12 protein-coding genes are annotated in these 12,484 nt (G+C 52.6%); 6 read left to right on the top strand and 6 right to left on the bottom strand.

Annotated elements, in window-relative coordinates:
* Nucleotide 1: 1 nt before the first annotated feature.
* Nucleotides 2-463, bottom strand: a complete 462-nt coding sequence (locus tag VI01_RS13890; RefSeq protein WP_045815642.1) for a YlaC family protein — start codon at nt 461-463, stop codon at nt 2-4.
* 116 nt (nt 464-579) lie between these two features.
* On the opposite strand from VI01_RS13890, the gene VI01_RS13885 reads away from it, so the two are divergent.
* Nucleotides 580-1,122 carry a DUF924 family protein gene (locus VI01_RS13885; protein ID WP_045815641.1) on the top strand — a complete coding sequence of 181 codons (543 nt, stop codon included), beginning with the start codon at nt 580-582 and terminating at the stop codon, nt 1,120-1,122.
* Between the two features lie 368 nt (nt 1,123-1,490).
* On the opposite strand, the gene VI01_RS13880 is transcribed toward VI01_RS13885, so the two are convergent.
* A complete protein-coding gene (locus VI01_RS13880) occupies nt 1,491-2,132 on the bottom strand; it encodes an HD domain-containing protein (protein WP_045815640.1) in 642 nt (213 codons plus the stop codon).
* 114 nt (nt 2,133-2,246) lie between these two features.
* Between VI01_RS13880 and VI01_RS13875 the strand changes: the two genes are divergently transcribed.
* Nucleotides 2,247-3,200: a GlxA family transcriptional regulator gene (locus VI01_RS13875; RefSeq protein ID WP_045815639.1), complete on the top strand. Its 954-nt coding sequence runs from the start codon at nt 2,247-2,249 to the stop codon at nt 3,198-3,200.
* Nucleotides 3,201-3,369: 169 nt separating this feature from the next.
* Here VI01_RS13875 and VI01_RS13870 read toward each other — a convergent pair whose 3' ends face one another.
* The gene (locus VI01_RS13870; RefSeq protein WP_045815638.1) at nt 3,370-4,830 is read right to left on the bottom strand and encodes a UbiD family decarboxylase; all 1,461 of its coding nucleotides are present in this window, start codon (nt 4,828-4,830) and stop codon (nt 3,370-3,372) included.
* A gap of 10 nt (nt 4,831-4,840) precedes the next feature.
* Nucleotides 4,841-5,413 (bottom strand): non-oxidative hydroxyarylic acid decarboxylases subunit B, encoded by a 573-nt coding sequence (locus tag VI01_RS13865; protein ID WP_045815637.1) that lies wholly within the window; start codon nt 5,411-5,413, stop codon nt 4,841-4,843.
* Between the two features lie 86 nt (nt 5,414-5,499).
* Between VI01_RS13865 and VI01_RS13860 the strand changes: the two genes are divergently transcribed.
* Nucleotides 5,500-5,988 carry a MarR family winged helix-turn-helix transcriptional regulator gene (locus VI01_RS13860; protein WP_045815636.1) on the top strand — a complete coding sequence of 163 codons (489 nt, stop codon included), beginning with the start codon at nt 5,500-5,502 and terminating at the stop codon, nt 5,986-5,988.
* On the top strand, nt 5,966-6,994 hold the full coding sequence (locus VI01_RS13855) for a GlxA family transcriptional regulator (RefSeq protein ID WP_045815635.1): 1,029 nt from the start codon (nt 5,966-5,968) through the stop codon (nt 6,992-6,994). Before VI01_RS13860 ends, VI01_RS13855 begins: the two co-directional genes overlap by 23 nt.
* Before the next feature lie 23 nt (nt 6,995-7,017).
* Here the strand turns inward: VI01_RS13855 and VI01_RS13850 are convergent, their stop codons facing one another.
* The gene (locus tag VI01_RS13850) at nt 7,018-8,394 is read right to left on the bottom strand and encodes an MFS transporter (RefSeq protein ID WP_045815634.1); all 1,377 of its coding nucleotides are present in this window, start codon (nt 8,392-8,394) and stop codon (nt 7,018-7,020) included.
* A 293-nt stretch (nt 8,395-8,687) separates the two neighbouring features.
* Nucleotides 8,688-9,602, bottom strand: a complete 915-nt coding sequence (gene yddG, locus VI01_RS13845; RefSeq protein ID WP_045815633.1) for an aromatic amino acid DMT transporter YddG — start codon at nt 9,600-9,602, stop codon at nt 8,688-8,690.
* Nucleotides 9,603-9,985: 383 nt separating this feature from the next.
* On the opposite strand from yddG, the gene VI01_RS13840 reads away from it, so the two are divergent.
* Together VI01_RS13840 and VI01_RS13835 are read left to right on the top strand one after the other, a co-directional pair.
* Nucleotides 9,986-10,885 carry a dihydrodipicolinate synthase family protein gene (locus VI01_RS13840; protein WP_045815685.1) on the top strand — a complete coding sequence of 300 codons (900 nt, stop codon included), beginning with the start codon at nt 9,986-9,988 and terminating at the stop codon, nt 10,883-10,885.
* A gap of 9 nt (nt 10,886-10,894) precedes the next feature.
* Entirely contained in the window at nt 10,895-12,391 is a 1,497-nt protein-coding gene (locus VI01_RS13835) for an aldehyde dehydrogenase (RefSeq protein ID WP_045815632.1), read from the top strand.
* The last annotated feature ends 93 nt before the right edge of the window (nt 12,392-12,484 follow it).

The raw sequence follows: 12,484 nt of genomic DNA, 5'->3' as shown, positions 1-12,484 counted from the left end.
TTTAATGCCTTAAACGATAGATATCAGCAAAGTACAGATAGCCTTTCCTGGCGCGCATCTCGTTCAGCCGTGTTTTTTCACTCTCGGTCAGAATGGCGCTGTCCAGCAGTTCATCGACAAAAGCGTCCCGGACATGGACTTCCATATACCAGTCACCGGTGTAACAATTCTTCCAGGCGCCTTTATCGATGTCCTTCGCTTTGTACGACGGATTAACATGGAAGAAGAAGAAGAAATTACACACCGCAAATATCAGGATGCAGACCATATATTCGATGGTGCCGAAGGAGTCGGAGTACAACAGCAGCGCCATGGTAAGAACAAACAGTATCCACATCAGGCTGAATAAACCGGGATAATTTTTGATAAAGGAGATATCAAAGTAGGGGCGGTCATTACGCTGCTCTTCTACGTTGATTCTATCCAGCTCGGTTTGTAGTCGCTCATCCAGTTGATTACTCATGTATTCACCTCAGTGGTTTCCTTATCCCTACTTCGCCCGCGCGAGTCTAACAGATAACCACCACGATTTTAGCCTAACCTTGATGGTGATTAGGGGAATTATCTGTGGGGAATAGAATGGAGTATGAAACCGTATTGGCATTCTGGTTTAACGCGCGCCATGAAAGCTATTGGTTCCAACAGAATGACGGGTTTGATGAAGCAATACGAGGTGGTTTTTATGATTGCTGGGAAGCGGCTCGTCGCGGTGAGCTATCGGCCTGGCGGAAAAACATTCGAGGGCGATTGGCCGAAATCATCGTGCTGGATCAATTCTCCCGCAATCTCCACCGGGAGAGTGCTCTCGCCTGGCAGCAGGATGGCATGGCGCTATTGCTCGCGCAGGAAGCGGTGAAAATTCCGGGTTATGCATCACTGAGCCTGGATGAAAAAGGCTTTCTCTTGATGCCCTGGATGCATGCCGAGTCTCGTGTTGTCCATCAACAAGCCGAAGTGTTGTTCGATGCGCTGAAAGGATCGTCTTACTATCAGAGTGAGTTAGAACATCGGCAGATTATCGAGGCGTTTGGTCGCTATCCACATCGTAATCAACGGCTTAATCGCCCATCCACACCGGAAGAGCAGGCGTTTCTCAATGAGAAGAAACGCTCATTTTATTGACTCAACATCTGCCTCTGCTATTGGGATGGGGCATTCATGGACAAAAAAATGCCCGCTAAGCGGGCGGGGTAATTAAATCAAGGAAAAAATTCTCGTAGGCAACGCATTGCTGTGTGTTGCGTCACTATATTAGCAACGATAAGCAGCCAGTACAGAAAATGATCGATGATTAAATTTTGCTGATTTGATAAAGGTTATATTTGTGACGAGAGTGTTATTTTGATGTTTACAACCGCACGTTAAACAGGCGTTGAAGCGCCTTTTTCCCGGCTGGTGTGACATTTATCTCTCGATAGCCTGCCGTGCGGCTCAGCCATTGTTTATCAATTAGCAGACTAAGAAGCGCGGCTCCCGCTGCGCCACACCATTTATCCCACCCAGCGTGACTGACGGATGACGCTACAAAAGTTCATTGGCGAAAAACCAGGCTGCTTGTCGGCAATGACATCGGCTTTGACATTGCCAAAGGTGGTATCAGGTTTGTTTTTAATCCCATCGTAGAACGCCTGAATAATCTCTTCCTTGAATTGGGCAGGACGTGGATGCTGCTCTACCACGGCTTCACGCTCCGCATCGCTGAAGTGATCATAGTTGATGCCCAGGACATCCATTTCCACGCCAGCGGTGACTAACGCAATTTCCGGGGCCATAAATTGCGGAATGCCCGGAGTGGTATGCAGCGCAATCGCGGTCCAGACTTTATCGATATCGGCCTGCTCTACACCATACTGTTGCAAGAAATCACGCGCCGCATTGGCGCCATCCACCTCAAAGCGTTTGTCGCAGCTGCAGTGTTCGTGCGTCAGTCCAACATCATGGAACATACAGCCGACATAAAGCAGCTCAGCATCCACCTTTAGATCTAAGCGGCGTCCTGCGAGTGCGGCCCAGTAATAGACGCGGCTGGAGTGGTGAAGCAGCAAATCGGATTCGGTATCACGGACAAAAGTCGTCGCGTCACGGGTCATTGCAGTATCGGGAATAGTGATGCCGTTAATGGAAAATTTCATGGGAGGTTCTCCGCTCGGTTAAGTTGCAACCAGCTTAATACCGAGGCAAAATGTCTTAAATAGACTTTTAACGACCTTTTAAGACATTAAGGCTTTTACAGACGGGAATAGCGCATGAATCACCATCTTGCGATTTTAGCGGTGCCGGGAGCGCAATTGCTCGATGTCTCTGGGCCCTTGGATGTGTTTGCCGAAGCTAATCGACTGCTCAATCGTACCGTTTACCAGCTGCAAGTCATGTCACTGGATGGGGAAAACATTCGTTGTTCATCAGGTGTGCGTTTGATGGCGGATGTCACACTGCAAGATATCCAGCAAACTGACACGTTTCTGATCGCGGGGGCACCCGATGCGCGGGATATGCAGTTAACTGCGCAGCAAACCGCACGTATGAATGAGCTATGCCATGAAAGTCAGCGCTTTGGCTCGATTTGCACCGGAGCGCTGCTGCTGGCCCAAACCGGGTTGCTGAGTGGTAAAAAAGTGACGACCCATTGGGCCTGCGCTGACGCACTAGTGGAACAGGTACCGGATGCGCAGGTGGAGGCCGATGCGCTTTACATCGCAGATGGGCGATTACGTACCGCCGCTGGCGTCACGTCGGGGCTCGACCTGGCTCTGAGGTTGGTGGAAGAAGATTTGGGGCGCGAATTGGCACAGGATATCGCTGCCAATTTGGTGATGTTCTTTCAACGGCCAGTGAATCAAGGGCATTTTGTTCGCAAACAGCCACTTTCGCTGGGTGGTCGCAGTGCGTTTCAGGAGATGCAGCGATGGGCTTTGGCGAATTTAGCACAGGTCAATTCGCTCGACGATCTCGCCACACATATGCAAATCAGCACACGGCACTTAGCGAGGCTTTTCCGTCAGCATATGGATGTACAGGCGGGCAATTGGCTGGAGAATGCGCGTATCGATCAAGCGCGTAAGTTGCTGGAAGCTGGTTCTATGCCGCTGAAAGCCATTCCGGCCGCCTGTGGTTATCGCAGTAACGATGTTCTGAGGCGGGCCTTTGTCAAGGTGACGGGCCTGACGCCTTCGATGTATCGCAAGATGTTTATGCGCTAGCGGCGAGGCTATCAGCGCATGCATGAGACGCAATCTATTGCGTCGCTACGTTTCATTATTAGACGAGGCGTTGATCGCCGTAGCGGCGTGATTAATCACGCGTATTCAAAGCCAGGGTGGCACGGGAAGATGCGCAATAAATGTGGCCGCTACGGTTGGTGTGTATGATTTATTCCGGCCAGTTATCCAGAATGCGCTGACGCACTTCTTCCGGATAGCCTTGCGCGAACGAAGCATGCAAATGGCGCTTAGTTTGTAAGGTGTCAAACACGACTTTGGCGCCTTTCCCGGCAACGTATTCTGCCTCGTCATAACACTGTGGCAGACGAATGACACGTTGATCCTCAAATACCGCACGACGGCCTACCGGGTGTACGCGTGTTGACAATGCCCAGACCACTTCGCGCAGGTTAGTGGGGTCAAAGTCGTCATCCACAACATACACTTTCGGGATAAACACCATGGCGTCGGTTTTAAACAACACTTCGCCGATACGCTGAGTCAGTGCTTCGCTGCTGACCCCCGGCAACCGTTCGCGCCAGTTCTCCGGCATCACCACCAACAGCCAGTGGACGGTGGAGTCTTCTGGGATCCAGGTGGTTTTAATCGGCAATTCCGCTTCACGCAAATAGGTCAGCGCATCGGCGGCCAGGCCCATCGCCCACAGGGTATGAGACTCATCGGTCGGACGGCCAGTGATCGACATCGGCCAGATAGGATCGTGGCGATGGGTAATGGTCTCAACATGGAACGTAGGTTGCGCCGATGAGCCTTCACCGAGATAGCCGCCATATTCACCATAAGGGCCTTCCTGGTAGTCACGCTCAATGGAAACGTGGCCTTCAATCACGATCTCGGCTGTGGCAGGCACATCAAGATCGAGGCTAATGGCTTTCACTACCGGAACCGGTTCACCTGCTAGCGTACCGATATAATCGGCTTCATCCGCATTGGCTGGAATGGGAATGCCTGAGACGCAGGAAATCGCCGGAGCAGGACCTTGCACCAGCGCATAAGGCATGGGTTCACCGCGCGCCACCCACTGCGTCCAAATCTGCCCGATATGCTGGCTCGGCACGATCAAGCCGACCATGCGTTTACCATCGACCTTCATCACGCGTGCAATCGACCAGTTAACCCACTTGCCGTCTGGTGTCTTAACAATCAGCGTGCCCCAGGTATTGGCATAGCGCCCACCATCTTTGTCATGGGCGAAGGGAATAGGGAAGCGATCGAGGTTGGCTTCAGCGCCACGCAAAATGTTTTGCTGACATTCAGCTTGCGCGGACTCAACGCGTACAGGGGGAATACCAGGTTTAAAGCGGGCTGCAGACAGGGCTTCGATAATTTCCGGGCCAGTGGACTCGGGTGCTAAACCCAGTGACATGGCCACACGTGCATACGGCATGTCGCTGCGTGATGAGAGTGCCGCTGGTGCACCGAACAAACGAAAACCGGGTGCTACCCCCGCGACCTTGTGAAACAGTGGAGCGGGTGACTGAATTTCATAGCTGCGCCGGGTAATGGCGCTTGGCTCGAAATCGCCATCAACTTCACGATGCACATGCATGATGTCGCCCATTTCGTCGAGGGCAGTGATAATGCTGCGTAAATCGCCGTAATATTTCATCAGGCTCTCCTTAAGCCGTGGCGGAACGGGGACCGGCCCAGCGCTGGGTGAGGCTGTTCTCCAGGCCGAACTGGTCGAGAATGCGGGAAACGGTATGATTGATGATGTCGTCAACGCTTTGCGGGTTGTTGTAGAAGGCGGGCATCGGCGGCAGCATCAGTGCACCAGCACGAGTAAGCGCCAGCATGTTCTCCAGATGAATCGCGTTCAGCGGCGCTTCGCGCGGCACCAGCACCAGCTTGCGTTGCTCTTTCAGGGTGACGTCAGCGGCGCGCGTGATCAGTCCATCACCGTAGCCGCTGCGAATGCCGGCAAGGGTTTTCATGCTGCACGGCACCACCATCATGCCGTCGACACGGAATGAACCGCTGGAGATCGCTGCCGCTTGATCGTGTTCGCTATAAGTCCTGGTCGCGAGAGCCGTGACCTCCTGTACACTGTACGGCGTTTCCATCTGGATGGTGGCGCGCGCCCATTTCGAAATAACCAAATGAGTTTCGACGTCAAGTTCGCGTAATGCCGTGAGAACGCGTACGCCAATTGCCGCACCCGTTGCGCCGGTCATCCCTACAACAAGCTTCATAAGTGATCCATTTTGCAGTATGGTTTAAGTTCAAACTGTTTGTGTTCGAACTATAAGTTTGACGATTTGAGGAGTCAAGTGCATCCATGTCACAAAATCCCGACTTAATTCTCGCGGCCCCCTTGTGGCCGCACGGCGATTGTTCGTTAATGCACCTTGTACGTCGTGCCGGGCAACACTCGACATTTTGCTGGTCACAATGTGTGGATACCGGGCTTTCAGCGGTGCAATACGCCATTTTGGTCGTGCTGGCTGAGGAAACAGTCTGCGATCAACAAACGTTGGGTAACCGCGCTGGATTTGATAAAGCCACGGGTACCTATGTGATTGACCGCATGAGTAAAAGCGGCCTGCTGAATGTAGAAACAGACGCAACTAATCGCCGGCGTAAATTGGTCACCATGACCGCGGAAGGGAAAACCATGTTGAACCTGATGGTTGAGCAGGCGAAAAGTGCTGAGAAGATGATTACCGCCAATCTCGATATGCAAGACATTGCCGATCTCAAACGCTTGTTGAGCAAACTGGGCGGATTGCAGGAACCTGAAGACGATGCCGCAAACACCCCTCGCTGATCAGCACAGCGAACCGAAGCCGGATCTCACCATCGGCTTTCTGTTGATGAAAAGTTTCACCCTGGCTTCGGTGGCCGGCCTGGTGGAGTCGTTGCGCTTTGCGGCCGACGAATCGTTTACCAGCCGCCAAATCTTTTGCCGCTGGGAGTGGATGACTTGTGATAATCAGCCCGTCACCGCCAGCTGCGGATTACCGGTTTCGCCAACGGCTGGCCTCGATTTCAGCAGGCACTGGGATTACTTTGTGGTGGCGGGAGGATTACTGGAAGAAACACGCCAGTCGCCACCGTGGCTGTTACAGGCACTTCGCGACTTGCATGCGCGTAACATTCCCGTCATCACGCTGTGTAGCGGCGCGTTTGTCGCAGGCAACGCAGGCTTACTGGATGGGCGGCATTGCGCTATCCATTTCACCACGCGCGATGAATTTCGCCTGCGATTCCCGAAAGCGATTCCGGTGATTGATAAGACCTATATCAAGGATGGCGGCATTATTTCCTGCCCTGGCGGCACGGCGATCGATCTCGCTGCCGACCTGATCCGCCAGCATTGCGGTCTGGTGCGTTCACAGAAAGTCTTGAAGTATTTGCTGGTGGAAGAGCCCGCTGCCCCGGTCAAAAAAACACAGCAAAAGAACACGCTTAACGAGCCGGATGTGTATGAAAACGAGCTGGTGAATAAGGTGATCGAATTTATGAAACATCACCTCGATTCGCCGGTTCCGCTGGCCGATGTAGCCGAATTCGCAGGCGTCACTTTCCGCCAGCTGAATTTGATTTTCACCAAATGCACCGGCTACTCGGCGGCTGTCTACTGGCGGCGTATGCGGCTGGAGCAGGCGCGCAAGTTGATGGCGGACTCCAGCAACAGCATCAATGCGATTGCCACCGCGACGGGATTTGCCGATGCCTCACATCTGATTGCCTGGTTCCGTAAGCAGTATGGCGAAACGCCGAGTTCGTTTCGTAAACGGCGGCGTGTGGTGGAGAGATTGGTTAAGGAGTAGGGGCCGAGATGGCCCCTTTTTAGTTAGTGCGAATGCTTAGAGAGTTTGCCAGAAACGGATGGCGCTGGGCTTTCTTCTTCCAGCGAGGCCGCATCATCCAGATTGCGCGATGCGGTTTCTGGTGCCAGGAACCACGAGACGATCAGGCCAATAAACGTAATGCCTGCAGCAATGTACATGGTGGAACCAATGCCGATGGTTTGCAGTGAGATTGGCACCAGATATGTCCCCACCGCCGCGCCAATGCGCGACATTGAGGTGCCAATGCCGACGGCTCCGGCGCGAATTTCAGTCGGGAAGATCTCATTCGGATACACCAGTTGCAGCACCTGAGCGCCGCCAATAAACAGGGCGTAAGCACCAAACATCAACAGGATGATCATTGAAGGCCCATCACGCAAGGCGCCGAGTAACAGCAGTGCCAGGCCAGACCACAGGAAACTGTGCAACAGTAGCTTGCGTCTTCCCAGTGAGTTCACCAATCGCGTGCCGATAATACAGCCTACCACGAACAACAACGTTATCGCGATGGAACCGTAGGATGCCCAATCACCACTGAGATGTAGCGCCTGTAATACTTTCGGTGCAAAGGCGTAAACGGCGAACACAGGAATGACCGAGCAGGTCCAGAAAATGGTCACGAACGCCATGCGTTTGCCATAACCGGAATGCAGCAAGCTGCTGAATGACAAGTGATTATTCTCAGGTTGTGCGGGCAGATTCTTCAGGCTAAAGCTGTCGCCATAAACGCGACGGATCACCACTTCGGCTTCCTGATGCCGGCCCTTGCTGATCAACCATCGCGGTGATTCAGGCGTGCCCATGCGCACAAGGAAGAGCAACGCACCAATCACTGCTGTGCTCGCCAGCGTATAGCGCCATGCTTCTGCACCGCCAAAATTCAGCAGAGCTTCACCCACTAAATACGCTGTGGCCGCCCCGGCAAACCACAGAATGGTGAGCGTGGCGAGGCAGGGGCCGCGCGACTTCTTCGGCATAAACTCGACTAAAAATGCGGTGGCAACCGGATATTCAATGCCCACTGCCACGCCCGTCAGAAAGCGTAAGGCAAAGAGCGTTTCTCCGCTTTGCACCCAAAACTGCGCCAGTGAACAGATAATAAACAGGGTTGGGCCAACGAAGTAGATCATGCGGCGGCCCAGGCGGTCCGTCAGAACACCGCCCATGAAGCCGCCAAAGAAAATCCCAATCAGGGCGGAAGCCGCAATCAAACCTTCCCATAACGGGCTAAGACCTAATGCCGGCGACACTTTCGTCATGGCTATACCAATAATACTGAGCACATAGCCATCGACGAAAGAGCCGCCACCGGAACGCACCGTTAATAAGCGATGGAAACGGCTGATAGGAACATCTTCAACAGACATGTTATTTGACATGTTTTACTCCTGTTTCTTTTCGGCGTAATGGAGCGTAACTACGCCAATGCGACTGAATTAAGCACACTCTGCGATGCGTGCTTAACATCATCAGGACGCCAGATAAATATAAACCTGTAGCGGTGATTAAAATGTTATTCAGAACAGAAATTAATAACGAAGTGAGTCGGTGACGCTAACGGAATTGTTTCATAGGTCATTTCCTCCGGTGCAGGATGGTCGGATAAATAAAATCATGGCTTTATAATTAGAATGGGGCTTTTTTAAGGGAGGCGCTAACGCCTCCCAACGTTTTATTCAGAAATTTTACTGCTGACACTTTTGGTGACGGCGGTACGTGTTGACCACCAGCAGACTAATGACCCGAGACTCACCATCGCTGTGCCTTGCCAGAAGGAGAGCGTCAGATGTGAACTGAGAATAAAAGCGGCTAAAATCGACGAAATAATCGGAATAAAGTATGAGGCGGCGGCGAGAACCGTCACATTGCCATGCAAAATGCCAACGTTCCAGGCTGCGTAACCGAATCCCATCGCCATCGCCGCCAGTGCCAGTGAGATCCACGTCTGGAAATTGGCGTCAAACGCGGGTTGAGGCGAAATGAAATATTTAACCCATAGTGTTAATGCCGTTAAAACAAAGAAAAGCGTAATGCCGTTATTGCCGTTGGCGATTTTTTTCGTCACCACACAATAAATAGCCCAAATGATGGCGCCGCTGAATGCAAGGCCATAGCTCAATGGGTTTTCCATTATATTATTTGTCATCTCGCTGATGGAAAACCCTCGATCGCCACCCAGCACGCGGCAAATTCCTGCCACGGCTAAAATCACGCCGGGAATAATCAACGGGCTAACTTTTTGCCGATTGACAATCACCGCCAGCACAATCGTCATACTTGGCCATAGATAATTCACCATGCCCACTTCAATAGCCTGTCGCCCACTGTGGGTAAACCCAAGAGATAGCGAAAGGCAGAGTTCATAGCAGACAAACAGCACGCTACCGATAATCACATAACGGCGGGGGAATTTTTTCAGATTGGGAAATCCCACGCTGAACAGCAGCAATATCGCACTGCAGCTGTAGATCAACGCCGCTCCAGCGATCGGACCAAAGCCTTCGCTGACACTTTTGATTAATCCAACAATCGCGCTCCATAACAGGATGGCAATTAAACCTATGAGCGTCGCTTTCTTTTGGGGCATCACCCGCTACCTCTTCTACACAATGTTCACCTGAAATGCCGGTGCAAGCTTACCTGTTAAATTCAGGTTAAAACCAGCATAAAACTATGCCGCCTGACGCGCAGTGTAAATACGCCAGAGGGAACGATAGTTGTGGAATGTGATCGTTATCTGAATTCATTTAGAAAATTATTACGGCATTGAAAATAATTTAATCTATTGATAATAAAGTATTGTTTTTCATTTGTGGGTAGAAAAGTTCTATCCTGTAGTATTTCCTTTGTATTTTTCACGTATACAAAAAACTTATCCCGATTGACCTCTCTCCATGCGATATGCAAATTGTTAACAAACGCAACCAGACGGCGTTGCATTTGGTCCTGAATTCACCTGGAGATTTCGTGATGACATTTGAAGGTATCTATACCCCGGCAATTACCCCTTACGCAGCAGATGGCAGCATTGATTTCGCGGCTTTCGCTAACGTCCTCGAGTCGCTGATTGAAGCACGCGTGCACGGCATCATCATCGGCGGTTCAACCGGTGAGTATTATGCACAAAGCGCAGAAGAGCGTCTGTCTCTGGTTGAACATGCGCGTAAAGTGATTGGCAATCGTCTGCCACTGATTGTCGGTACCGGCGCTATTCGTACTGAGGACGCGGTGGCATTCGCGACCCACGCTCGAGAACACAAAGCCGACGCCATTCTGGTCACGTCACCGCCGTATGCGCTGCCGACCGAACTGGAAAACGCCCATCATGCGCTGACCGTCGACAAAGCCGCTCAGCTGCCGATCATGCTGTACAACTATCCGGGACGTATGGGTATCACGATGGGAGAAACTTACTTCCGCGAAGTGAGCCGTTCGAAAAATGTGGTGGCGATTAAAGAGAGTTCAGGTGATTTCAACAATCTGCACCTGCTGGCGTGTCAATTCCCGAACATCGCGCTTTCTTGCGGTTGGGACGATCAGGCACTGGAGTTCTTCGCCTGGGGCGCGCGTAGCTGGGTATGCGCGGGTTCTAACTTTATTCCCCGCGAACACGTCGCATTGTACAACGCCTGTGTCGTGGAAAAAGACTTCGATAAAGGCCGTAAGATCATGGCCGCGATGATGCCGCTGATGAACTTCCTCGACGGCGGCAAGTTTGTGCAGTCTATTAAGTACGGTTCTGAACTGGCTGGCCTGAAAGCAGGACCGGTGCGCGCACCGCTGCAGGCACTGGAAGAAGAAGAGAAAGCGCAGTTGCAGGCCGTGATCGACGGTGTGAAACGCAATGTGGCAGCCGTTGCAGTGCTTTAAGGAGTGCGCATGAAACAGGTACAAACGCTGAGCGATGTCGTGAATGTGGCGCGGGAACTGCGGTTCCCGGATCAGGCGTTCATCAACGGACGTTTTACTGCGGCGGTTTCCGGCAAAACGCTGGAGACCACCAATCCTGCGACGGGCGAGATTCTGACGCACCTGGCCGCTTGTGAGAGCGCTGATGTGAACCTGGCGGTGCAGGGCGCACGCCGTGCGTTTGAATCCGGCAGCTGGAGCCAGCTTCATCCCGGCGAGCGTAAAGCCGTATTGCTCAAACTGGCGGATTTGCTGGAAAACGAAGTGACGCAGTTGGCGGTGATGGAGAGCCTCGACAGCGGCAAACCGGTCAGTGAGTGTCTGGCGGTGGACGTGCCAGAGACGATTCACGTGATCCGCTGGCACGCGGAAGCCATCGACAAGCTGTATGATCAGACTGCGCCAACCGGTAACGGGGCGATGGCGATGATCGTTCGCGAGCCGATTGGTGTGGTGGGTTGTGTGTTGCCCTGGAATTTCCCGCTGCTAATGCTGGCGTGGAAAATCGGTCCGGCGCTGGCGGCGGGTTGCTCGGTGATTGTGAAGCCCGCCGAGCAAACTTCACTGACGGCATTGCGCGTGGCAGAACTGGCACATGAAGCGGGTGTTCCTGCTGGCGTGCTCAACATCGTGACGGGTACCGGGAAAGAGGTGGGTGAACCCATCGGCCTGCATCCTGATATTGATATGGTGAGCTTCACCGGTTCAACGGCAACCGGCCGCCGATTCCTGCACTATGCCGCGGAATCGAATCTCAAGAAGATAGTGCTGGAATGCGGCGGCAAAAACCCGGCGCTGGTGTTTGATGATGCCGAGGATTTGGCTAGCGTTGCCGCCAATGTGCTGAACGGCGCTTTCTGGAACATGGGTGAAAACTGTTCAGCCACCTCGCGTCTGCTGGTACAGGAAGGGGTTAAGGATAAATTGCTGGCGCAGATCGCGGAGCAGATCGGTGAATGGCGGATGGGCAATCCATTGGATCCAGAGAATCGCCTTGGCACCATGATCACTACCGACCATTTCTGCAAAGTCAGTGATTATCTGAAGACAGCGCGTAAAGAAGGGTTGCGCATCATTCAGGGTGGGTTCACTGACCGCGGCATCTATGTGCAGCCGACCATTGTGGATGGCGTGACGCCGAAAAGCGCGCTGTTCCGCGAGGAGATCTTCGGGCCGGTGCTCTGCGTCACTACTTTCAAAACCGAAGCCGAAGCCATTGCGTTGGCGAATGACACTGATTACGGTCTGGCGGCCTCGGTTTACACCGGCAAATTGAGCCGCGCAATTCGCGTTTCACGTGCAGTGCGTGCGGGAACGGTGACGGTCAACTGCTTCGGTGAAGGTGATGCAACGACACCCTTTGGTGGCTATAAGCAGTCTGGTTTTGGTGGCCGCGATAAATCGGTGTATGCCCTCGATCAGTATACCGAACTGAAAACCATCTGGATTGATGTGCCTGCCGAGTAAACATTATGCCCGACACGGATGGCGGGCATGTCGAACATTAGGATAATTTTCTGCTGCTGTTATCCCGATTTTATCTACTGTAACTCCTTGTAA

The organism is Pantoea sp. SM3, from assembly GCF_000963995.1.
GTDB lineage: Bacteria > Pseudomonadota > Gammaproteobacteria > Enterobacterales > Enterobacteriaceae > Pantoea > Pantoea rwandensis_B.
The sequence above is the reverse complement of the archived record's forward strand: the minus strand, read 5'-3'. Positions and strand labels throughout refer to the sequence as shown.